Source organism: Pseudomonas sp. ICMP 460, assembly GCF_002723595.1.
In the GTDB taxonomy this organism is placed as follows: Bacteria; Pseudomonadota; Gammaproteobacteria; order Pseudomonadales; family Pseudomonadaceae; genus Aquipseudomonas; species Aquipseudomonas kitaguniensis.
In genome coordinates this window covers 107,030-129,607 of record NZ_LKBR01000035.1, presented here as the reverse complement: position 1 = coordinate 129,607, position 22,578 = coordinate 107,030, and the positions used below count along the sequence as shown (strand labels likewise).

Below are 22,578 nucleotides of genomic sequence, written 5' to 3'. Positions count from 1 at the left end.
AGAACGGAGCTACACTGAACTACTCATAAAGCCCGTTGCTCAAAGCAGCAATGACCGTGGGAAATTCTCCCACGGTTTGCTGCTCCAAGGAGAGCCCTATGCCGTGGTATGCCTGGTTGATTTTAGTGGTCGCGATCGGTTCGATTGTCGGTGGTCTGTTAATGCTGCGCGACAGCGCCAACAAGGTTGAACTGACCGATGAGCAGCGCAAGCGCGTGGCCGAGCGCAATGCTCAGGCCGACGCCAACGACGCGCAAAACCGCTAGTTACGCTGACTCCCACGCCGCCTTGGCAATCTGCAAGCCGTGCTGCCCGTTGTAGGCAGCACGCTCAGGCGAGCTCCAGCCTTGCAGTAACTCACCCTCCAAGCGATAAATCTCGACGCCCAACGGACGACACACCGTCAGCGGGTCTTGCGCGTCCGGCCCCCACATCGGCAGCGACAAATCCCCACCCGGGCACGTCGACAGCGCGCAGAGCAGATCAATCTCGGCAAAAAATTCCAGGTAGTCGCCCTTCTGCGCCGGGCAAGCTTTCATGAAGTACATGTCGTCATGATTCAGGCCGGTGCACTGGAAGATGTTCAGCACGTCATGCACATCGAATTCGGTCAGGCCATGCGGCAGCACCGCCCGAGTCAAGTTTGAATGGCAATGGTGATGGAAGTCTTCGCCAGTCAGCATGCGGTTTACATACGGATCGCAGCGCGTGCCGAGCAAATCGTGCAAGCGCCCGCCGTGCTCATCGATACCGTAGCCCGCCAGGCTGTCATCGGTAATCGTCACCAAAGGCCGCAAAAACGGCAGGTTCGACCACAACCGGTCATGCGTGCTGACATGCGCGCCTTGCAACTGCCGCGTGCGCGCCGCCCATAGCCGCTCGCGCGGGTCATTCGCGTTCCACACGTTGAAGTCGCCCACCTGCGGGCCCACCGGGGTGGTGACGCGGAACACATGCCCGGCCGGCACCTTCCACGCCCTGCCCGTGCGAATCGGCACTTCAAACTGTTCAATCAACGTGCGTTTATCGGCGTGGTCACGAATGCGTTCATAGAACGCCGTGTCTACCTGCAGCGCCGAACCTTTGCTGACCTGGTAAGCGGCCGGATAGTCTTTGTACATGGTGCAAATCCTCGATCAGGGTAGGGTAAACAGCGCCAAGGACAGGCGCTCCGAATCATTCAGGTACAGGCTCATCGCTTGGTGATTGTTGAATCAATTTTCACTGAAAAACGTAATCAGTTTTCGTGCCAACGTCTCGGGGTTCAAAAAACAAAAGGCCGGTCAACGACCGGCCTTCTGGGCTAACTTCACATCCTCAATTAATAATCAGCCTGTCGCGATTTTTCTCCAGCAGCGCTTTGCCGATGCCCTTTACTTCCAACAACTCATCCACCGCTGTGAACGGGCCATTGCTTTCTCGGTAGGCGATGATCGCCTTGGCTTTTGCGGCGCCGATACCGAAGAGGTCACGGCGCAAGACTTCGGCGTCGGCGGCGTTGAGGTTGACCTTGGTAAACTGCTCGACCTTGTTCATTTGAGCAGTGATAGGTGTTGGCGCTTCCGGCTTGATGGCCGGGGCTGCGTTAGCGGCGACGGAGAGCGTGGTGAGCAAGGCGAACATTAGCGAGGACAAGTAAGTGTTTTGCATTGGTGACGCTCCATGACATCGTTAAAAGAAAGCAGCTTTCCGAAGCTGCCTCTCAAATCTAGGCAATTTCATGGATTAGTCAAAAACAGCTAAGTTACAAAACATGAGTTCAATACTTTAAACACTTAATCATAAACAGGTCACACGCTTTCATCTTATCCGCCATGAACAGTGCGTTCATTAAGCGGACAAGACGCTTGGCTGATTACTGTGGCGCTACATCAATGCCTTTGGCTTTAAGCTGGCGGGTTAAATAGATCACTGCGGCTTTAAGTTGATAAAGCTCTTCGCGGTCAGACACCGAGAGGTAGCCATCAGGATTGACCGCCACGGCATCCGGGTTGGTCTTTTGAATATCCTGGGCCAAGTTACCTGTTTCGTTACTGGCAATCTTCTGCCGTTTCTCTGTGACTACACCTTTTGCGTCGGTTTCTTTCCACACGATATAACGGTCAGACACATAGATTTTGTTGGCCAGGACACGCTGCATGCTTTTGGCGTAATCCACTTCACCGTGCACCTCTTGCAGCTTGCTATCGGTTGGGGTCATGACACGGCCAGCCTGCACATCGCCCACAAAATAACCGGAGTAGTTACTCTTACCGCCGACTGCGTTGGCATAAACGCCATAATTGGTGTCGTTTCGACCGTCAACCATCGCACGGTAGCCCGTCGCTTGTTTGCCATCGGTTGCGAGCACCGTCGAACTGGCACCGCGCACGTCATCGGAGCCGGTCACTGCGTTACTCACTCGCGCATCAATAGCCGTCACCCGAGCGGCGCCTGTTGATGCTGCGTTCGGCTCGATGCGTGACTCGCTGGCCACCAGCGGCGCGGTGCGCGAACCACCCCCAGACACAACGTCAGACGTGACGACGCCCATTGCCCCATTGGCGCGCTCGAAGGTGTTTGACACAGGCGAGTTGTTTGTCGCGTCAGTCAGCGAGTCCACGGCTTTGGCTGCGTTGGCTGCCGAGAATGCTCTCAGGGCAGAGTCGCGCCCTCTGGAGTCGGCCAGCATCGAATAGCCCCAATCGCCGGACTTTTTCAGGCCGGCAACCGACGCATTATCAATACCCACCGCGCCTTTTGCATAACCCAGCACGCCATAGCCGGGTCCGGCACCGTTCAGGCGCTCACCATAGACGCCGGAGCCGTCAGTTGACTCGTTTTTTCCATAAACACCATGGCCGTCGCCCGTCAGGATTTTGTAACCGGTGACGCCACTGCCGGTGCCTGTGCCGCGCATCAGGCCATAAACGCCCGACCCGTCACCATTTTCCCAACGAGTGCCAATCACGCCGTTACCGGGGCCGGTAGCACGTCGGTTGCCGACAATCGCATCCGCCGTCGTCGTCCTGGTGGTGGCACCGCCTATTGCCCCGCCACCAGCACCGCCGTCGCCCTCGTCCAAAGCATGAAAACCGTAGCCGGACGCAAGCGGGCCAATCGCATTGTGGTACGCAAACACCGCATCAGATACGCCGTGCGTATCCTTGACCACGCGCAAGGAACTTGGCTTGTCCACAGCGTCATCGGTGACGATATTTACATGGTGGTCGGTAACTTCAGGGATAGCGTCGGCAACTACCACGGAAGGAACGGCGCCCAACAACAATGCAACGGCCCAATTTTTCATCAATGATTTCCTTTAAAGTCGATTGTTCAATCATACCCGAACACGATTTGGCGAAGCTTTTACGGCCGGTATTGTTACGAAATTCGATTCAACAGCGCGTTTTGCGTCAAAAAAAAAGGCCGATCAATGTCGGCCTTTTTTTTTACATCAACGGTTTAATAGACGTTGATCAGTACAGACGCATTCAGGGTTCCAGGCGACGTTGCTGGTAAATCCAGTCAACGATTTCGCCATCAGGTGCGTAGCCACTCACGGTGTCACGCAGGAGTTGGCGAACAAGCGTGTAATCATCCTGATCCACCGCGGCGAGTAACTCTGTCAACTTGGCTTTAAGCACGTCCCACGGCAGGTAGTCTTCGTTGGCACTCATGATCATCGGGTGTTGAGTCGCCACCACGTTGTCACCAATCAACAATTCTTCGTAAAGCTTTTCACCAGGACGCAAGCCGGAGAACTCGATGGAAATATCGCCATGCGGGTTCTTATCAGAGCGCACGCTAAAACCGGAGAGGTGAATCATCTTCTCAGCCAGTTCGACGATCTTTACCGGCTCGCCCATGTCCAGCACGAACACGTCACCGCCCCTGCCCATGGAACCCGCCTGAATCACCAACTGGGCCGCCTCGGGAATGGTCATGAAGTACCGCGTGATCTTAGGGTGGGTCACCGTCAGCGGCCCACCGGACTTGATTTGCTTGTGAAAAAGCGGAATCACAGAACCAGAGGAACCCAGCACATTGCCAAAACGCACCATTGTGAAACGGGTCTTGTTAACGTGCGAAACGTTGGAATTTTCGCCGAATAACACCGGAGCGAGTTCGCGACTGAGCGACTGAAGCGTCAGCTCGGCCAAACGTTTTGTACTGCCCATCACGTTGGTCGGGCGGACGGCTTTGTCGGTTGAAATCAATACAAAGTTTGCGACACCCACTTGAAGCGCAGCCTGGGCTGTATTCAGCGTGCCGATCACATTGTTCAATATGCCTTCGGCAATGTTGTGCTCGACCATCGGTACATGCTTATAGGCCGCCGCATGATAGACGGTATCAACATGCCAGGTTTTCATCACGTCCAGGAGCTTGGCCTTGTTACGCACAGAGCCCAGGATCGGCAACACCTTCACAGGCAACGACTCTCGTACGACGCACTGTTCAAGTTCAGACAGAATACTGTAGAGATTGAATTCACTGTGTTCGAACAATAACAGCGTGGTCGGGCGCAGCGACAGGATCTGCCGGCAAAGCTCGGAACCAATGGAACCGCCAGCACCGGTTACAAGGACGCTTTGGCCCTTGATGCAATGCTCAAGCAGTTCGTGCTGAGCCGGCACCGCGTCGCGGCCCAGGAGGTCGGCAATGTCGACTTCCTGAATATCGTCAACCTTTACACGCCCGCTGGCCAAGTCCATGAAGCCTGGAACGCTTCTGACGTGCAGCGGGAAGACTTCCAGAAAACCAAGAATTTCGCGACGACGCGCCCGGTTTGAGGAAGGCAGTGCCAACAGAATTTCCTGGGCACCAGTTATGTCGATCATGCGCTGGATGTGCTTGGGTTTGTACACCTGCAAACCAGAGATCACCCGGTCGGAAATACTTGTGTCATCGTCAATAAAGGCGACCGGGCGCATCACGCGACCCATGCGCAACGCGGCAACCAGCTGGTTACCCGCAGCACCGGCGCCATAGATGGCGACACGGGGCAGGCCGTCTTCACGGCTGGTGAAGGGCACATGCTGAACCGCCGCAAACCAGTCGCGAAGGAAATACTGACGCATCGCCAGGCGCAGGCCGCCGACCATGATCAGGCTGAGCCACCAGTAATTGAAAATAATCGAGCGCGGAACAACCGTCTGGTGATTGCTGTACCAATACACCAGTACACCCAAGATCAGAGACGACAAGCTGACGGCCTTGATAATCGCAATTAAAGCGTCGTTGCCGAAATAGCGCATGACCGCCCTGTACATTCCGAAACGAATGAACAAGGGAATCGCAACTATCGGTGCGGCAAGGAACAGCCACAAATGGTCACGCAGCGGATCGACCATGTCATCGATGCCAAGCCTTACGACAAATGCCAGCCACAACGCCGCCCACACGACAAATACGTCAGTGGATACCTGAATAAGGCGCTTCTGACGCCGCGGCAGGCCCACAAGCATCGCCCGTAATTTCTCCATAACCCCTTCGTCCACCCAGACTGCTCCTGCTAATTAAGCGCCAGCCCTCATTGTACGGTTCTCGGCGGTTTTTGACTGAAAATATCACCGTGCTGCTAAGCAGCGTTCTCAAGCTTACCCGCATGAAACTTCACCGCCAACGCTACCAGCGGCAGGTAGGCCAGCAACAGGCACACAAGGCCGTCCACCTGATAGACCGCCGCAGCGATCGCCCAAGGCAGCAGCCAAGCCACGTTGATTACCACCACAGCCAATGTGACCGGGCGATGGCGCCCAAAACGCCGCGAAGCGTATTGATAGGCATGACTGCGATGAGCCTCGTAAACCTTGTCACCGCGCATCAGGCGACGGATCAACGTGTAGGTCGCATCGACTACAAACACCCCGAGCAGGATCAACCAGGACCAAAATAGCTGTGAAGACGTCCACGCCGCCTGAATCGAGATAACGCCCAGCACAAGACCTAGAAACCCGCTGCCGGCGTCGCCCATGAAAATTCGCGCGGGCGGGAAGTTCCAAAACAGAAAACCTGTCACCGCCATGGCCAGTAAAAACGGCAGCCAGATCAGTTGGGGCAGGCCGACAAGCCAGTACAGTAAACAAGCCCCAAGACAGGCACAAATAGCTTCGACGCTGGCGATACCATCAATGCCGTCCATAAAGTTATAGAGGTTAAGCATCCAGACCAGATAGAACGCCGCCAGGATGTGCCCAATCCAGCCAAAATCAATGCTGACGCCCATTAGCTGAAGCGGCGGAAGCCCACCCAACCAGAAAAGCGCCCACGCCGCCGCACAGAAGTGACCGAGCAAGCGCCAGCGTGCCGCAATATGACCGTGATCATCCATAAACCCGATAATCGCGATCAATGCGGCCGCGCAACCCAGGCCAATCAATACCTGCAGTGGAACCAGGTTGGCGTAACCGAGTACCGGCAAACACAAAAGAAACGCCAGTACGATCGCAACGCCGCCTCCGCGCGGGGTCGCAACCGAATGCGAGCTCCTGGCGTTGGGGATGTCCATAATGCTTCTCGACAAAGCGTAACGTCTTAACGCGCCTGTCAGCACGAGCGACAGCAGAACAACGACGATAGCCAGAGACCAGTAGATCATTGATTTTTACGTTCCAAATAATGTAAAGCCGTGGCTCTAAGCGCCGCGTCAACCGACACCGGCGGCTGCCACTGCAGAGTCGCCTTGGTCTTGGCGATATCGACCTGCAACGAACCCAATAGTCGCTGCGACAGGTCTTTTTTTCCGACAGCCGCAGCAGCAACTTTCAACATAAAACCCGGCACGGGAAGAAGATAAGCCCGTTTATTCAACGCTTCGGCCATTTTAGTCAGCAGGCCTGTGGTGGATAAATCCTGCCCGTCACTGGCTAAAAAGGTCTGATTCGCCGCCGCCGGGTGTGTAATACACGTCACGATCAAATCAACCAGGTTATCAATGGCGACCAGGCTGCGGCTGTTACCAATAGCGCCGAACGGTAAAGGAACGCCCTTATCCAACCAACGCATCATACTGAGGAAGTTGGCCTTGACGCCGGGGCCGTATACCAGCACCGGACGAATAATGACGACCTCCATACCGGTCTTTTCAGCCAGGGCACGCAGCCCGTCTTCGGCCTCCCTCTTCGACACGCCATAGGGGTCGGTGGGGCCAGGCACATCGTCAGCGGTGTAAGGACTGCCCGGCTGAGTGCCGTCGCCATTGACTTTGATCGAACTGACAAACACGAACCGCTTTACGCCTGCCGCCGCAGCTTGTGCCGCGAGGTGCAGGGTGCCGCCAACGTTGACTTTACGGAACTCGGCAAGCGGGTCGGCCACGGTATCGTTCATCACATGCACGCGCGCCGCGCAATGAACCACAACGGCTTGGCCAACCAGCGCGGTCGACCAGTCAAACGACTCGTCCAGCGCGTCAAAATTGACCGTTTTCACCGACGCAGGAATTGAATCAACGTGTCGGCGTACCGCCGCCACGCAGGGAATGTTGTCGGCGACTAACCGCTCGACTAATGCCCGGCCAACAAAACCCGACGCACCCGTTACAAATACGCTGTTCATCAGCGTAGCCCTCGCACTAATAAATTCCGAAAATGATCACGATCGCTAAAAGAAAACGATCACGAAGTCGACGCCGTGTGCAATTGAAGTTTTTTACCAGGAAACTTAATGGAACTTTCCCGGAAGTCTTTAACTCGGCAGGCAGTGTCGGCAAGTCTGCCGACAACAGCTGGGTAATTTTGGCTATTTCAGCTCTGTACCAACCAGAACGCATCAAGGAGAGGCGAGCCATAAGCGCTTTTACGCCCTCATTGGCGCCTACCTGATTATTAGCGTGCTGACGATACAGTATCTTTGGGCAAGGGTCGATGAACCACGCCAAGCCTTGGGCGCGAAACCAGGCGTACATCAACCAATCATGCAGGGAAACATTATTCGCCGCCGACCAGTTATCCACCAGAAACTGTTTGAAAGCACTCGCCTCTGCCACCTTTAACACATAACTACAGCCTGGGCCTGCAGCCTCAAAAATGAAGTCATACTTTTGTTGGGCTTGTGCCTTATTCAGGATGACCTGGCGGCCGTCAGGCCAAAACGCTGTAACGTTACCCGAGTAAGCTGAAACGCGGGTATTGGAAAGTGCTTGATGCGCTGATACGAGTTTGTCGGCGACCCAGATATCGTCTTGATCGGCGAAGGAAATATAATCATAACCACTGAAATCAACATCACGAATCAAACGAAAGAAGTTTTTCGCCGCCCCGCCAAACTTAAGGCCATACGGCAGTGGAACAACGCGTGCGTCAGCCTCGCTGAGTGCGGTCACCCATTGCTCGGTATTATCTGACGATATATCCACACTGACAAACAACGTAACGTCGACACCTTGCTGACCAAGAATCGAGTCAACCTGCTCCTGCAGCCATTGAGTACCGTTGTAGGCCGCCATTAATACTGCCACACGCGGCTTGCTTGGTGCAGCGCTCACGACGATCATACCGCCACCCACGATGAACTGGCGACGTCATAGGTTTTTATCACTTTAGCCGGCGACCCCACCGCAATACACATTGGCGGAATGTTGCGCGTCACCACCGACATGGCACCGATGATACTGCCTCGCCCAATGGTCACACCCGGCAGCACACACACGAACTCACCGAGCCACACATCCTCCTCAATCACGATAGGAGCAGACACGAGCTTGCGCTCGATGGGGCTCTCAAACGGCGAGGAATGGGCTTCACTGCCTTTATAGACACCGTGGTTATGGTCACTGATAAACACCTTGCTCGCGATCAACACCCTGTCGCCGATCTTGATCGACTCCACACTGCCCAGGTGCACGTAATCATTGATCTGTACATCGTTACCAATATGGATACAGGTGCCGGCGTGTTCGGGGAACGCGTCAATTCTGCAGCCTACGCCCGTGGTAAAACCCTTACCGATGGCCACATGCCGCGCACCGCGCATATAAAACGGACGTCGCACGATACGCGCGCCCGGATAAAACAGCCTGCTGTACAACACGTCACAGAGCAGCTTCAACAGCCCTCTAAAACCATACACTTTCAGCACAGTATTTAACCTATAAATCAGTAAGGAGAATAGTTGACACGCTTCAAGGTGTTAGCCATTAAACGCAGTATTCGTGGAGACTTGGCAAGTCTCAACACCACCTTGTGTTTAACCCCAAGCAATGCCTGCACGTCCTGGCGATTGGCTGACTTCATCTCAGGCAGCCCCATTAGCCTGACCACCACCTGTTCGTACTCCGCATACACCGGCATACGGAAAGCGGCGAGCACTAACGCATGGGCAATTTGCTTGGACACATGAGCAAGGAATAAGTGATGGTATTTTTGCGCCACGCCATTGTTTTCGAGAAACACAGACTCCAATCGGATGACCTCTATCAGCGCATTAAAAAACACGCCACTGATAGACCGGCTGGTACTGTTATTTCTAATTAAGGCATGGTAATAAACTTTGGAAATAAACGCTGTCTTCGATGAGAAAAAAGACACTGCCCTGGAAAAATACATGTCTTCACAGGCGCGGACGGCTGGAAACTCAATTGCGTGTTCCTGCAAAAATGAACGACGGTACATTTTGTTGACGGGGCTTGATAACACCGCGTCATCTAACATCGCGGCCTTGAAGATGGCATCTCCCGACAGGGTTTCAAAGCGGAAACGGCTGATCTCATGAACAACCTTTTCGTCGTGCGTGACAAAATCAAGGCCAAAATTAATGAAATCCAGCAGCCCCTCGTTCATGCGCGAAACCAGGTCTGAGCACAGGTCTTTATCAATCCAGTCGTCTGCGTCAACAAACACAATGTATTCGCCCGAGGCGACGCTCACACCCAAATTGCGCGCCACGCCTTGCCCGCTGTTGACCTGTTCCAGGAACTTGACGTTTTGGTCGTGCGCAAAAAACTCTTTGCAGAACGTCATCGAGCCGTCGGTGGAACCGTCGTCAACGATGATTATCTCGATAGTGTTATACGTCTGTGCTTTCAAACTCAGCAAACACCGCTGCAAAAATTCGCGCACATTGAACACAGGGACAATGATTGAGCACATCGCCTCAGGCATAAGATTCACTCCCAAAAAAACAGGTAAGGCACAAAGGGCGATGGACCTTCATTAAGGCTGTCCGCGAAATTCTTCATTTTTAGAATGAATGCAATAACCGCTATCCCCAACAACGCTGCTTTGGACACGCTGGAAAGCGTGACGCGATTGCTCGACATCGAAATGATGAAATACAGGAACGTCGCGAAGCTGACTAACTGCAAAAATCTCAAGCCTGCGTATGAAAATTGCGCAACGCCGAACATCAAGCATGCGACACCCAGCAAAATACTACAGGCCGAGAAGGTGTTTTTTCGTGTGCCTGGGTCAAGCATCCAGATGAAAAGCGCCGCCACGGTGACGATTAAAGTCGACAGCCCAGAAAAAATAGACGCCGTGTAGATCTCAGAGTAATTCTGAAGCTTCGCCATGAAATACGGGTAGGCGCCGACAAACCCCACCGCGAACAGCACCGAGCAACCAATCAACACCCTCCAGCGCCGACTGTGCAGGACGTACAACATAAGGCCGAGCAGCCCGCCCGAACTTTGAATCAGGCTGGCCACCACCACCCAGGCGATGAACCTTTTCTCTTTGCCGTCTCTTAAGTAAATCAACGCCCAAAAGACGATCGCAAACGACAGTCCATAGCGGACCCCGTTCATGACCATGTCAAAATAATAAACGGGAATAATAAAGGCGCAAAAGAACAGCAGCGATTGGTTTTTCTGCGTCACGCCCATCACTAAAAAAGCCGTCGTGAGTGCGCCTAACGCGGCCAATACAGCTCTTGGAGAGTCCAGAAAACTGGAAAAGAACAGAATCAACCCTTCAAACAAAGGCTCAAACGTACGCGTGTACTCGCCGGCCTCCGCGATGCGCTGTATTTCTTGCAAATAGACAGCCGTATCGATACCGACATTACCTCTCAGCAACGCGATCAGGATCATCGGGAGCAGGCCTATGAAAAAAAATGTACGCGGCCACCTTGTGTAGCTACCAAACAAACTCGCTATCACAAAAAACAAGGTACTCGAAACATAAAATTCCATTAAAAACCTATTCACCTAAGCGCGTTAACTATTGAGATACATCTTTAAAAATTTAACGCTAAACCACACGCCTCTTGCTGTTTTTTTACGGTAAACGGCGCCAGTCTCATTAAAAAATCAACACTAACGCCTTACCCTTTGCACGCTCCCGTCATGCAGGGAGCTTAAGTTTTGCAGGGCAATCAGTTAGAAACTGTTGCAAGCCCTGACTGGCGCTGTACGTCGTTCCAAGACCCTTCAACACTGAGCTATCAGTTGTTACTTTGGACTTGAATAGCTTTGTAGAGACGCGTGACAACACCCACATAAACTCCGTCCACACAGCGCCAATCACTTGAGTGATGAGCTTTGCGTAACCATAGCGTGCTGCGGTGTGCCGAAAAGAACTAAATGTTTCTTTATAAGAGCGCGGAAAATAAACGAAACACTTTACCAGCACCCGGCCAAAATTTGGCTGTATGTCGAGGCCGTCAGACGCTTCTACTTTTTCAACGGCTTTCAACAGCGAATAGGACCACACCGTCGGCACCGAATAAAATTCCGGGATACGATCATCCCATATCAAATTTTTAAACGGAGCAATATGAGCGTTGTCCCTGAGCTTTCCGTAATGCCCGCCTGAACTGCTTTGCCCAGAGGTACTCATGCCTGACGCGCCCGGTATAATAACCGGGTAATCTACCAGTACGCAGGCATTCGATTCATTGGCAATAAGAAAAGAGCTGTATATATCAGGGCTTACACCGCCAAATACGTGACCGTACTTCAGTTTGATCCTGCGTGCCAAATCTGCAGAGATCATACCGGCATACGCCCGGGGCATATCAAAAACCCCACCACCAAAGTTATCCAGCGCGTGGCGCATGGATGCTTTCAAGTCGTGAGGTGTCACCGAGCCGTCAAAGGGCGTGAGGTGCAGGGTCGCGGAATAAGCATCGCCTTGAGTGGCGTGCTTAAAGTCATCCCAGTAATACAAGGCCGGAAAATTGAATTTCACAGAATCAATTTTTTTGCCTCGCGCCCACTCAGCGACCTGCACAACCTCTTTACCAACGAAGTCGTCATCCCCGATGAACACCAGGTACTCGCCCTCCGCCGCCTCGAGCCCGAGATTAAAGTTATCGACCACGCTGATGCCCTGGCCCGACCTGATTAACTTTAAACGCGCGGATGAGTAACTGTCCACGAAGTGCGCAGAGATCTCATCAACCGGGCTGGAGTCGCACACCACCACTTGAATATCAGGCGATAACTCTAAAATCGACCTGATGGACTGCACCGCGTACTTGGCGCGGTTGTGAGTGGGTATAATTACACTTAACAAGGTCATGCTGATTAACCGATATTCTGTTGAATATAGGTCAGCGTCAGCAGCAGCTGCTTGATCTGCTCGACCGTCAACAACTCGGTATTGTGAGAGGTGTAATCGTCAATCGCGTTTGCTTCAGGCTGCCCTTCAATGATGAACTTGTCGTAGTTCAAATCACGGTTATCTGCAGGAATACGGTAGTACCGGCCCATGTCTTTGGCCTTGGCCATTTCTTCGCGAGACACCAGCGACTCGTACAGTTTCTCACCGTGGCGCGTACCAATGATATTGACCACCGCTTCACTGGCGAACAACTCTTTCAACGCGACAGTCAGGTCACCGATGGTGCTGGCCGGTGCTTTCTGCACGAAGATGTCGCCCTGTTCGCCATGCTCGAAAGCATGCAGTACCAAGTCGACCGAGTCTTCCAGGCTCATCAAAAAGCGGGTCATGTTCGGATCAGTAACGGTCAGTGGAACACCGGCCTTGATTTTATCGACGAACAAAGGAATGACCGAGCCACGCGAAGCCATCACGTTGCCGTAGCGGGTTGCGCAAAAGACCGGGCCGCCTTCGCGAACGGTACGCGACTTGGCGATCAGAATCTTCTCGCCCATGGCCTTTGAAATACCCATGGCGTTGATCGGGTACACGGCTTTATCGGTACTCAGGAGCACCACACGCTTTACGTTATTATCAATCGCAGCGTTCAGTACGTTTTCGGTGCCGGTGACGTTTGTCAGAACCGCTTCCATTGGGTAAAACTCGCAGGACGGTACTTGCTTCAGTGCCGCCGCGTGAAAAACATAATCGACACCGGCCATGGCACGATTAATACTTTCATAATTTCTGACATCACCGATATGAAACTTGACTTTGGGATTGTTCAACGCAATCCGCATGTCTTCCTGTTTTTTTTCATCACGGCTGAAGACGATGATTTCTTTAACATCGGTGTTCAAAAACCTGTTCAACACGGTGTTACCAAAAGAACCGGTGCCGCCCGTGATCATCAAAACTTTATTATCAAACATTGTTGAATCCACCTATTAAATAAATATATATAGCGCGACGCCAAACACCGAGACAGATGCGACAATCAACACCGACATCAGTAGCGCCGCGCTTTTTGCGTAGGCACTGACCTCAGGGAGCCTTGACGCCCTTATCCACGAAACCACGGTCGAAGCAATGTGGTAGGCCGAGTAGGCATAGCAGACGGCTTCGATATTTTTCTCAACGGCAGCGACCGTCGCCAACACCAGGGTCACTGCTGTCAGGCAGGCAGACATTGCTGCTTGAAAACGATAATCCTTGGAAAAAATCAGCAAACTATAAGGGATAAACCCGAACGCGCCAATGGCCAGTCCGGGGAGCAATATCGCGATATAGCTTGCGATCAAGTGGTTACTTTCGCCGGGGCCAACCCACAGCTCGATAATGGGTGCGCGGAACCACCACAGTATGAAGGTGGGCAACGCCGTGACGAAAAAAACCGACAGCACAAAGCGCTTCACTGTCTTCTGTGCTTGACCCAGTATCCCCTGCGCCGCCTCGCGCAAGAGTATCGGCTGAAAATACTGACTGACGGGCCCTGCCAGAATAGAAATCGGCGTCATGCATAACAGGCTTGCCAAATAGTACGGCGTCACACTGCTGGCGGAGGCGAATATGGAGATGATGGGCTTATCCAACTGCGTCACCGCAGCACCTGCAGCGGAGAATAAAACCAGCGCCCCGCCCGTCTTGGTCAGTGCTATTGCATCTTTAAGTGTCGGCCGCTTTTCTTCGACTGCCGGCGTGCTGTGGGCAGAAATTTTCCTCATTACAGCAAACCGTGAACACCACCAGTGCACAGCGGTGACCAGCAACTGAGTGATGATGAACACTTCAAGCGTCGCGGCTATATACATAAGCGCAGCGGCTGTTACACCCGCACGAACGGCCACCCCGACTATCTGAATACCACTGCCCAAGGTGTATTTTCGCCACGCGATCAAACTGCAGTAGTAGAGGTTTTGCATGACCAGCAGCCAAAACAATGCGACCGCGCCGATCACCACTAGCCAGGAGGCTGAATCACCAAAGTAGGCGAGCTTCAGCGCGACTGCCACGCCCAATAGAATCGCGTAAAAGCCCGAAAGGCTTAGTTCAGCTGTTTGCAACAAGGTGCGCAGAGAACGACTGTCGTCGGACGCCACGGAAACCTCCCTTCCGGTCAGGGTCGACATACCCAAATCCATCATGACCAGAAGTGCTTGAAGCGACAGAATAACCGCCACGACGCCGAACTGCGCGCTGCCCAGTAATCGGCTGTACCACGGTAAAAAAAGGAAAGCCACCAGCAAGCTGGAAGACCTTCCCGCGTACAGCATTAACATTCGCCCAATCGCAGGCACGCGCCAGTTCATGCGCCGCTGTCGACGTGATTAATGACTGTAACGCCGACGGCTTCTTTCAACGCGCTTGCGACCTGTATCACATCATCCTCTTCCAGCCACCAACCGCACGGCACGCCGATAACATTGGCCTGCAAATAATCGGTATGGGGCAACGCACAGGCCTGCGCACTGAAGCCGCTGTAGATGTCATTGCGCTGGTGCACGATAGAGGCCATTACACCCTTGCGCTTTAACTCACTGAGTACATGCTCTCGGTTATCGACAAACAACAAGAACACCCAGTACGCAGGCTTGCTGAACTGCGACACCGCAACCGGCGTTATACCGTCTACGCCGGACAACAGCGAACGCAGGGTTTGCACATTCCTGATCGTACGTTCTTGCCTGGCATGCAGGGTTGGAATTTGCGCGCAGCCCAGCGCTGAACACAAGTTATTAAGTGTCATACCCCAACCAATCTCGGGTATGTCCGAGGCGGGGCTGATTTCACCGCTCTTGCTTCTGAAGGTGCTGAAGTCAATACCAAAACGCCTTAACTGACGCGCCTTGATAGCCATTGACTCACTGCGACAAGCCAATGCACCGCCTTCAGTGGTATTGATTTGCCGGTTCGGATAAAACGAGTAAATCGCAAAATCCCCATGCGAACCCACCGGCACGCCATCGTCCTCGGCGAGCAGTGCGTTGTCACAGTCTTCAATCAACGCAATATTGTGCTTTTTGCACAACTCGCTAATCGCTTTCGCCGGTCCGGGATAGCCGGCAACGTGATACACGATCACCGCTTTGGTTTTTTCAGTGATCTTCGACTCCAGGTCCGCAAGATCCATAGACACGGTGCCAGGGCTCACATCCACCCAAACGGGCAGCGCCTTGTGTTGTGCAATGGCGGAGTTGGTTGAGAGGCATGCAAAGGCGGTGGTCAGTACCTCATTACCTTCCTCAACCCCCGACAGATGCAAAGCCAGAAACAACGCACTGGTCATATCGACGGTTGAGACAACATGCGGCAGGCCGGTGAGTTGTTTCAGGCTTTCCTCAAACTTCGGTACCCACTCGCCTCCAGCGATCCTCCCGGAGCGCAGTATGTCCAGCGCTACAGCTTCCATTTCAGGCAGGCTGACGACGCCATACAGCGGGATGACTTCAGACATCAGATGCGCTCCGCTCAACCACGTTTGAGTACATGGACGATCCGCTCGCGATCTTCATCAGACACCCACCAGCCACATGGGATGTGCACCAGACGCTTGTAAAAATCGTCCAGCCCGGGCATCGCGCCTGCAAACGGTTTGAACACCGAGTGAAAATGGTTGGGGCGATGGAGTTTCGATGCCATCACGCCATTGGCGGCTAACAGTTTCTCAACGTCGTCCGAATCATCCGCCAACAGCGTGTACAGCCAGTAGGCCGGTTTGGCTTGCGCCTCGACAGTCGCTGGCGCAATACCCGCGATGCCGGTTAACGCCTGATCAAAATAACGCCCGTTATCGTGGTGTTTTTTCAACAACGGCGAAATGCCTTCGAGTTGCTTTAACCCAATCACGGCAGCGACGTTATGCATATTGTATTTGTAGCCTACCGTCGTAATATCGACTTCGGTACGCGGCACGCCTTTCGCCAGGCCAAACCAGCGCAGCTTGCGCGCCTCGGCCATTTGCGCAGGGTCTTTCATTACCAGCATCCCACCATCGACGGTGGTCATATGCTTAATGGCTTGAAATGAATAAATCGCGTAGTCGGCCATCGAACCAACAGGCTCGCCGGCATACTCAGCACCCAAGGCGTGGGCGCAATCTTCAATCAGCGAGATATTGTGTCGATCCGCAATAGCTCTGAGTTCTTTGAGACGCGCAGGGTAACCGGCGTAATGCACAACGCAGATGGCCTTGGTTTTTTTGGTAACTGCAGCTTCTACAGCGTCAGGGCAAAGGTTACCCGTCGTGCGCTCAACATCTGCAAATACTGGCGTCGCGCCCATTTGCAAAATAGTCGTATTGGTCGGTTCTGCTGTCATGGAGGTCGTGATGACTTCATCACCTGCACCTACGCCCGCCAACAGCATCGACAAGTGCAGGGCCGCAGTGCCGCTGCTGGTTGCCAATACATTTTTCAGTTTGAAGGTCTCAGCAAATACGTCTTCAAAACGATAGACATGTTCCCCTTCAGAAATCATGCCGCTGTACAGTACCGACTCCAAAGCAGGGAGCAGGATTTCGCGGGGCGGCATTGCGACTTTCACGAGAGGTAGCGGTGACGTTGTAGTTGACATTTTTCAGACCCGATCAAGAAATTTGATGTTCGGAAGCTTAACCGCCGTGCGGCCACTTAAATATTTAACCATTCTGACGGCGGCGGGCTGCAAGTTGAGCGCCAATCCACTTTTTTCCAATTCAGCTATCAAAGGGTCATCTTGAGCACTGTTAAGAGACCACCGAGCCGGCAGGCACGCCATCATCAGTTCGACGACATCTTTGCTCTCCCCGTCCCACTCTGCGACGGTGAGGCTGTTGTGTGACGCCAACACAACAAGTCGCGCCTTTTCACTCGATATCACTTGCCCACTCACCGCAAAAGGCGGCAGACCGCGGGTCGAACGACTGGCTGAATCAGGCCAATCGTGGGCCGTGTACGCAAGTTTGACAGGCTGCTCAAGCGCGTATTCGACAGAACCGAAGCGATCTTCCTGGTCGGTGACGAATCCTTGATTAACGTAAACCTCCGGTTTTTGCGTCCAGAGCACCAAGGCAGCCAAATTTTCGCTCTCGGCAAACTCGACAGCGCGGGCCATTAAACGTGAAGCCAAGCCTTTTCCACGCCACTGCTCGGCGACACACACGAGCCCTACCAGCCCGATAGCGTTGCCTGAACCATTATCCAGCGACCTTACGACCAGGGCGGCAAGTGTTTCGTTCTCGCTTTCAGGGTTCACGAATTCAATGCAACACACACTTTCATCGCGCGCCAGCCACGGAAAATGGGTAGCCAGGTCGATACCTCGCCCTCTGGAAGCAAAAAAAACCTCCCAAAATAGCGCACGTGCAGATTCAGGGACCCCTGAAGAGATAATTGGCTTCAACGCAAGACCCATCCGACACAACTCCATTTCTCAACTGATCACGACGCAACGGGCAGAATTTCCCTGCCTTCGTCGGGGCACCGTATCAAAACCCTCAGCCCTGGCAAACCGTCATAAAAAACCTGACGATCAATAAAGCAAAACTTGAGCAAACCACCCGACGATTGGAGCTTCTCAGCCATTCACAGTTCCGGGCGTCTGAAGCAGTATCAGCGCCGGAATATGTTGATCTCGCTTGAGAGAGATTACCTGATTAGCCATCTGACAATTCGCTCACGCTACGACAGGTGAGCGAGGGTGGAAAATACTCAAAGCGTCCTAAGGCTTGTTTGCCAACGCCGGCGTGGCTTTATCCTTCGCGAGCGCAGGCTCAGGGGTAAAAAAAACCGGCCGGCGCCGCAACAAACTGCGGGCGACAGCCACTGCACCACCCAGCGCAAGACCTGCGATCAAACCAATCAAAAGGATCAGCAATTTTTTCGGTTTGACTGGACGCAGTGGCTGTAGAGCCTGCTGATCGACGACGGCGAGCTTGAGCTCATCCATATTTGTGTTGAAAAACTTCAACCGTACGACTTCAGCACGCAGCGGCTCTACACCCGCGAGAAAAATATCTTCATTTTTACGCTGGCCCAGCACTTCGACTTCACGGTTGGCCTTGAGCAACTGCAGCTCTTTGGCAATTTGAGCGATACGCCCTTCAGTAAAGTCATCTGACTTGCGCGCCAACAACGCCGCGCGTTCAGCTTGAAGCGCTTCAACCCCCATAAAATAGAGCGGGATTTGTTGATTGTTTATTTCTGTTCGCATGATGCTACCGCTTTCACGGCGCGACTCGCCCAACGATGTCGGCGAGGAGGGTTTGTCTATGCCCAACGACTTGGCGATGCCTATCGCCTCATTTAATTGAGCGATGCGGTCAGCCCGTTGGATTCTCAGCTGCTCACGAAGCGCCTTCAGTTCGTCCGTCAATTGAGCACGCCGAAGGCTGTCTACTTCTTGCAAAGAAGCGATCTTGGCTTCCTTGGTATTGAGATAATTGGCCCGTGCAGCGTCGAGCTTGCCGGATATTTCATTGAGCCTGTTTTGTATGATGACAGTCAAGTCAGCCGCGATTTGCTTACGCTCAGACGCGATGGCATAGCCCACGAAATTGTTAAGAATTGAAACGCCATCAACGCCTTGCGGATAATTCATCTCTAGTCTGATGAAAGCACTGATAGAGTCAGACGTCTTTGCGTCAGGCAAAACGAGCTTGATGGCATTTTGATTGAACGCCTCGAAACTCTGCTCAAGGCTGCGCCCTGGGCGAACAAAGCTCTTGAACAGTTGTTGATTCTCGCGAAAAAACCCAAGGCGCGTCTCGTACGACTCCAGCGCCGCGCCCACTTTTAAAAGCGCCTCACCAGAAGACAGCTTATAGAGCTCGGACCGATTCAACGCATCCAGCTCATTGATAGCGGCAGGACGCAAAACACTGCTTACCTGGTATTCCGGGGTCACCGAAAACGCGTAAATGCCGGCCACCAGCACAGCGCCAGCGGCGAATAGCGCGATGAGTTTTTTCTGTTGCAGGACGGATTGAAAAAGCGCGACGAGGTCGATTTCGTCGGACGGGGGCACCGATGGCGCACGGAAATTACTACTCACAACAAAAACCTGCCTTCAAGGAGAAACTGCGGGCTCGTTATGCAGACGATTTGCGGTCTTTATTTATAATTATGTTAATACCGCTCACAACCCGGCGTCTCTGCTAGGTCAGGAACACACAAAAATGCCTGTTATCGAGAATGCCGAGCATTTTGCCATCTATCGCCTACATTACAAGCCTTGACAAGTATGTAGGGCATTTCCTTACGCCTATAAGGAAATTTCCGATGCGTGCGAATATGACATGCAGCCAGGGTTTTGAGAGGAATCTTCGATCACGTTGATCACCCGTACGCCCAGTTGCCCGACGAACGGATGAGCGGGCACCTTACGATCAAAGCCAACTGAAATGGGCGGATGCTAAGCCCTGTGCTTCAGGCGCCGACTGTTTTTTAGGCCGCTCAGCAACACAAGCGCAGGCCCCACCAGCAGACCAATGATCAGCGCCAATACCACAAACAGCGAAACAGGCAGGGACGGTGTAGCCCACCCAATAAACGACAAAGCTGTGTGTTGCTGGTTTTCCAGCACAAACGCCAAAACCGCCAACGCGACAACCAGAACAATCAACACTGCAAAAACGCGCTTAACCCCACGCATAATCATCTCTCCCTCAAAACCAGTCACCCTCAGACGTTTTCTTCCTCGTCTTCGTTCACTCGATCGCGCAACTCTTTGCCCGGCTTGAAGTGGGGTACAAATTTACCGTCAAGGCTGACGGACTGACCCGTTTTTGGGTTACGGCCAACGCGCGGCGCACGGTAATGCAGTGAAAAACTACCAAACCCGCGAATCTCGATACGATCACCCGTAGCCAGGCACTGCGACATCTGTTCAAGCATGGTCTTGATGGCCAACTCAACATCTTTCGATGAAAGCAGCCCTTGATGGGTGACAATTCGTTCGATCAACTCCGACTTCGTCATATTTTTCCCTTCTTTTTCAAGCAGCTAGGAAAAGCGCTTCCGAGGTTTTAGCATGGCCGGAGGAATTTGAACAGCCCGAGTATTGACTTATATTCAAAGCGTCAGGATGCAGCTATGCGAACCACGGCTGGGCGCGCATCTACGCTTGGCCCGCATGTAATGCCGCAGGACAGCTAAAATCGACAATACTGCCAGATAGAGCCTATAACCACGCATTCCTGACCAGCGCGACCACAGCGCGCCAGAGCAGATCGTTACGCCTTATTGGCAACCGTCACCAAATTTCAGGCACAAAAAAGGGCGACCGAAGTCGCCCTTTTTCTATGGTCTGACAGAACTTAGTTCTGTTTTTCCATTTGTGCACGCAGCAGGTCGCCCAGAGTGGTCGGACCCGAAGCGATGTCAGAGGTAGCTGGCTTGTCGCGCAGGCTCTGAATAGCTTCTTTCTCTTCGATCTCGTCTTTCGACTTGATGGAGAGTTGGATCACGCGGCTCTTGCGGTCAACGCTGATGATCTTGGCTTCTACTTCCTGGCCTTCTTTCAGAACGTTGCGCGCGTCTTCAACGCGGTCACGGCTGATTTCGGAGGCTTTCAGAGTCGCTTCGATATCGTCGGCCAGAACGATGATGGCGCCTTTGGCGTCAACTTCTTTCACAGTGCCTTTAACGATTGCGCCTTTGTCGTTCTCTTGAACGTACTCGGAGAACGGATCGCTTTCCAGTTGCTTGATACCCAGGGAGATGCGCTCGCGCTCTGGGTCAACCGACAGGATAACGGTGTCCAGCTCGTCGCCCTTCTTGAAACGACGAACAGCTTCTTCGCCAACTTCGTTCCAGGAGATGTCGGACAGGTGAACCAGGCCGTCGATGCCGCCATCCAGACCAATGAAGATACCGAAATCGGTGATCGACTTGATGGTGCCGGAGATTTTATCGCCCTTGTTGAACTGGCCAGAGAAATCTTCCCATGGGTTAGATTTGCACTGCTTGATGCCGAGGGAGATACGACGACGCTCTTCGTCGATATCCAGAACCATAACTTCCACTTCGTCGCCGACTTGTACGACTTTCGAAGGGTGGATGTTCTTGTTGGTCCAGTCCATTTCGGAAACGTGTACCAGGCCTTCCACGCCTTCTTCCAGCTCAGCAAAGCAGCCGTAGTCGGTCAGGTTGGTAACACGCGCGGTAACGCGAGTGCTTTCTGGGTAACGCGCTTTGATAGCAACCCATGGATCTTCGCCCAGCTGCTTCAAGCCCAGGGAAACGCGGTTACGCTCACGATCGTACTTCAGAACCTTGACATCGATCTCGTCGCCAACGTTGACGATTTCGGAAGGATGCTTGATACGCTTCCAAGCCATGTCGGTAATGTGCAGCAGGCCATCGACGCCACCCAGATCGACGAATGCGCCGTAATCGGTGAGGTTCTTGACGATACCTTTGACTTGTTGGCCTTCCTGCAGGGATTCCAGCAGAGCTTCACGCTCGGCGGAGTTCTCTGCTTCCAGGACGCTGCGACGGGAAACGACAACGTTGTTGCGTTTCTGATCGAGCTTGATGACCTTGAATTCGAGTTCTTTGCCTTCCAGGTGCGTGGTGTCGCGCACAGGACGAACGTCGACCAAAGAACCTGGCAGGAACGCACGGATGCCGTTAACGTCGACAGTGAAGCCGCCTTTAACCTTACCGTTGATAACGCCCTTGACCACTTCTTCAGCTGCGAAGGCTGCTTCGAGAACAATCCAGCATTCAGCGCGCTTGGCTTTTTCACGGGACAGCTTGGTTTCACCGAAACCGTCTTCAACCGAGTCCAGAGCAACGTGAACTTCGTCACCGACATTGATAGTCAGGTCGCCAGCATCGTTGTAGAACTGTTCCAGCGGGATCAGAGCTTCAGACTTCAGACCAGCGTGAACGGTTACCCAGCGAGCCTGGTAATCGATATCAACAATAACACCGGTGATGATGGAGCCAGCCTGAAGGTTCAGGGTTTTTAGGCTTTCTTCAAAGAGTTCCGCAAAGCTTTCGCTCATTTTAATTCCTGTTGATAAGGGCGAAGAATACGCCCATCTCCACACCCCAGACGGTGTGGGTTA

Annotated in this window: 21 protein-coding genes; 1 reads left to right on the top strand and 20 read right to left on the bottom strand. The window is 53.2% G+C overall.

What is annotated here, in order from left to right; translation table 11 throughout:
* Positions 1-98: 98 nt before the first annotated feature.
* A complete protein-coding gene (locus tag AO240_RS21010; protein WP_082649030.1) occupies positions 99-266 on the top strand; it encodes a DUF2897 family protein in 168 nt (55 codons plus the stop codon).
* On the opposite strand, the gene AO240_RS21005 is transcribed toward AO240_RS21010, so the two are convergent.
* From AO240_RS21005 to rpsA, 20 genes are all read right to left on the bottom strand, one after another.
* Positions 267-1,121 (bottom strand): DUF1989 domain-containing protein, encoded by an 855-nt coding sequence (locus AO240_RS21005; RefSeq protein ID WP_099238890.1) that lies wholly within the window; start codon positions 1,119-1,121, stop codon positions 267-269.
* Between the two features lie 196 nt (positions 1,122-1,317).
* Positions 1,318-1,650 carry a helix-hairpin-helix domain-containing protein gene (locus AO240_RS21000; protein WP_099238888.1) on the bottom strand — a complete coding sequence of 111 codons (333 nt, stop codon included), beginning with the start codon at positions 1,648-1,650 and terminating at the stop codon, positions 1,318-1,320.
* Positions 1,651-1,855: 205 nt separating this feature from the next.
* Positions 1,856-3,289 (bottom strand): hypothetical protein, encoded by a 1,434-nt coding sequence (locus tag AO240_RS20995; RefSeq protein WP_099238886.1) that lies wholly within the window; start codon positions 3,287-3,289, stop codon positions 1,856-1,858.
* 184 nt (positions 3,290-3,473) lie between these two features.
* The gene (locus tag AO240_RS20990; RefSeq protein WP_099238884.1) at positions 3,474-5,468 is read right to left on the bottom strand and encodes a nucleoside-diphosphate sugar epimerase/dehydratase; all 1,995 of its coding nucleotides are present in this window, start codon (positions 5,466-5,468) and stop codon (positions 3,474-3,476) included.
* 95 nt (positions 5,469-5,563) lie between these two features.
* Positions 5,564-6,583 (bottom strand): glycosyltransferase family 4 protein, encoded by a 1,020-nt coding sequence (locus AO240_RS20985; protein WP_099238882.1) that lies wholly within the window; start codon positions 6,581-6,583, stop codon positions 5,564-5,566.
* The gene (locus tag AO240_RS20980; RefSeq protein ID WP_099238880.1) at positions 6,580-7,545 is read right to left on the bottom strand and encodes an SDR family oxidoreductase; all 966 of its coding nucleotides are present in this window, start codon (positions 7,543-7,545) and stop codon (positions 6,580-6,582) included. The genes AO240_RS20985 and AO240_RS20980 overlap by 4 nt, the downstream gene beginning before the upstream one ends.
* Before the next feature lie 13 nt (positions 7,546-7,558).
* A complete protein-coding gene (locus tag AO240_RS20975; protein ID WP_099238878.1) occupies positions 7,559-8,479 on the bottom strand; it encodes a glycosyltransferase in 921 nt (306 codons plus the stop codon).
* Positions 8,476-9,033: an acyltransferase gene (locus AO240_RS20970; protein WP_256586014.1), complete on the bottom strand. Its 558-nt coding sequence runs from the start codon at positions 9,031-9,033 to the stop codon at positions 8,476-8,478. The genes AO240_RS20975 and AO240_RS20970 overlap by 4 nt, the downstream gene beginning before the upstream one ends.
* A gap of 47 nt (positions 9,034-9,080) precedes the next feature.
* Positions 9,081-10,085 (bottom strand): glycosyltransferase, encoded by a 1,005-nt coding sequence (locus AO240_RS20965; protein ID WP_099238874.1) that lies wholly within the window; start codon positions 10,083-10,085, stop codon positions 9,081-9,083.
* Between the two features lie 5 nt (positions 10,086-10,090).
* Positions 10,091-11,116, bottom strand: a complete 1,026-nt coding sequence (locus AO240_RS20960) for an EpsG family protein (protein WP_099238872.1) — start codon at positions 11,114-11,116, stop codon at positions 10,091-10,093.
* A 151-nt stretch (positions 11,117-11,267) separates the two neighbouring features.
* The gene (locus AO240_RS20955; protein ID WP_099238870.1) at positions 11,268-12,446 is read right to left on the bottom strand and encodes a glycosyltransferase family 2 protein; all 1,179 of its coding nucleotides are present in this window, start codon (positions 12,444-12,446) and stop codon (positions 11,268-11,270) included.
* A gap of 5 nt (positions 12,447-12,451) precedes the next feature.
* Positions 12,452-13,459: a polysaccharide biosynthesis protein gene (locus tag AO240_RS20950; protein ID WP_058412928.1), complete on the bottom strand. Its 1,008-nt coding sequence runs from the start codon at positions 13,457-13,459 to the stop codon at positions 12,452-12,454.
* Positions 13,460-13,474: 15 nt separating this feature from the next.
* Entirely contained in the window at positions 13,475-14,836 is a 1,362-nt protein-coding gene (locus tag AO240_RS20945) for a lipopolysaccharide biosynthesis protein (RefSeq protein ID WP_143505417.1), read from the bottom strand.
* The gene (locus AO240_RS20940) at positions 14,833-15,981 is read right to left on the bottom strand and encodes a DegT/DnrJ/EryC1/StrS aminotransferase family protein (protein WP_099238866.1); all 1,149 of its coding nucleotides are present in this window, start codon (positions 15,979-15,981) and stop codon (positions 14,833-14,835) included. Before AO240_RS20940 ends, AO240_RS20945 begins: the two co-directional genes overlap by 4 nt.
* Positions 15,982-15,995: 14 nt before the next feature.
* Positions 15,996-17,057, bottom strand: a complete 1,062-nt coding sequence (locus AO240_RS20935; RefSeq protein ID WP_218244397.1) for a DegT/DnrJ/EryC1/StrS aminotransferase family protein — start codon at positions 17,055-17,057, stop codon at positions 15,996-15,998.
* Between the two features lie 45 nt (positions 17,058-17,102).
* Positions 17,103-17,918, bottom strand: a complete 816-nt coding sequence (locus AO240_RS20930; RefSeq protein WP_158231396.1) for a GNAT family N-acetyltransferase — start codon at positions 17,916-17,918, stop codon at positions 17,103-17,105.
* A 306-nt stretch (positions 17,919-18,224) separates the two neighbouring features.
* The gene (locus AO240_RS20925; protein ID WP_099238861.1) at positions 18,225-19,556 is read right to left on the bottom strand and encodes a Wzz/FepE/Etk N-terminal domain-containing protein; all 1,332 of its coding nucleotides are present in this window, start codon (positions 19,554-19,556) and stop codon (positions 18,225-18,227) included.
* Positions 19,557-19,916: 360 nt separating this feature from the next.
* Positions 19,917-20,156, bottom strand: a complete 240-nt coding sequence (locus tag AO240_RS20920; RefSeq protein WP_099239083.1) for a lipopolysaccharide assembly protein LapA domain-containing protein — start codon at positions 20,154-20,156, stop codon at positions 19,917-19,919.
* A 29-nt stretch (positions 20,157-20,185) separates the two neighbouring features.
* Positions 20,186-20,482 (bottom strand): integration host factor subunit beta, encoded by a 297-nt coding sequence (gene ihfB, locus AO240_RS20915; RefSeq protein WP_017848846.1) that lies wholly within the window; start codon positions 20,480-20,482, stop codon positions 20,186-20,188.
* 338 nt (positions 20,483-20,820) lie between these two features.
* Positions 20,821-22,515 (bottom strand): 30S ribosomal protein S1, encoded by a 1,695-nt coding sequence (rpsA, locus tag AO240_RS20910; RefSeq protein ID WP_017136102.1) that lies wholly within the window; start codon positions 22,513-22,515, stop codon positions 20,821-20,823.
* Positions 22,516-22,578 lie beyond the last annotated feature (63 nt).

Bases quoted from the DNA above. Each gene is read 5' to 3' on its own strand.
- ihfB (WP_017848846.1), bottom strand. From the start codon at position 20,482: ATGACGAAGTCGGAGTTGATCGAACGAATTGTCACCCATCAAGGGCTG.
- AO240_RS20960 (WP_099238872.1), bottom strand. From the start codon at position 11,116: ATGGAATTTTATGTTTCGAGTACCTTGTTTTTTGTGATAGCGAGTTTG.
- AO240_RS21000 (WP_099238888.1), bottom strand. From the start codon at position 1,650: ATGCAAAACACTTACTTGTCCTCGCTAATGTTCGCCTTGCTCACCACG.
- AO240_RS21010 (WP_082649030.1), top strand. From the start codon at position 99: ATGCCGTGGTATGCCTGGTTGATTTTAGTGGTCGCGATCGGTTCGATT.
- AO240_RS20935 (WP_218244397.1), bottom strand. From the start codon at position 17,057: ATGCCGCCCCGCGAAATCCTGCTCCCTGCTTTGGAGTCGGTACTGTAC.
- AO240_RS20995 (WP_099238886.1), bottom strand. From the start codon at position 3,289: ATGAAAAATTGGGCCGTTGCATTGTTGTTGGGCGCCGTTCCTTCCGTG.
- AO240_RS21005 (WP_099238890.1), bottom strand. From the start codon at position 1,121: ATGTACAAAGACTATCCGGCCGCTTACCAGGTCAGCAAAGGTTCGGCG.
- AO240_RS20965 (WP_099238874.1), bottom strand. From the start codon at position 10,085: ATGCCTGAGGCGATGTGCTCAATCATTGTCCCTGTGTTCAATGTGCGC.
- AO240_RS20985 (WP_099238882.1), bottom strand. From the start codon at position 6,583: ATGATCTACTGGTCTCTGGCTATCGTCGTTGTTCTGCTGTCGCTCGTG.
- AO240_RS20940 (WP_099238866.1), bottom strand. From the start codon at position 15,981: ATGTCTGAAGTCATCCCGCTGTATGGCGTCGTCAGCCTGCCTGAAATG.
- AO240_RS20920 (WP_099239083.1), bottom strand. From the start codon at position 20,156: ATGCGTGGGGTTAAGCGCGTTTTTGCAGTGTTGATTGTTCTGGTTGTC.
- AO240_RS20955 (WP_099238870.1), bottom strand. From the start codon at position 12,446: ATGACCTTGTTAAGTGTAATTATACCCACTCACAACCGCGCCAAGTAC.
- AO240_RS20930 (WP_158231396.1), bottom strand. From the start codon at position 17,918: ATGGGTCTTGCGTTGAAGCCAATTATCTCTTCAGGGGTCCCTGAATCT.
- rpsA (WP_017136102.1), bottom strand. From the start codon at position 22,515: ATGAGCGAAAGCTTTGCGGAACTCTTTGAAGAAAGCCTAAAAACCCTG.
- AO240_RS20990 (WP_099238884.1), bottom strand. From the start codon at position 5,468: ATGGAGAAATTACGGGCGATGCTTGTGGGCCTGCCGCGGCGTCAGAAG.
- AO240_RS20945 (WP_143505417.1), bottom strand. From the start codon at position 14,836: ATGAACTGGCGCGTGCCTGCGATTGGGCGAATGTTAATGCTGTACGCG.
- AO240_RS20975 (WP_099238878.1), bottom strand. From the start codon at position 8,479: ATGATCGTCGTGAGCGCTGCACCAAGCAAGCCGCGTGTGGCAGTATTA.
- AO240_RS20950 (WP_058412928.1), bottom strand. From the start codon at position 13,459: ATGTTTGATAATAAAGTTTTGATGATCACGGGCGGCACCGGTTCTTTT.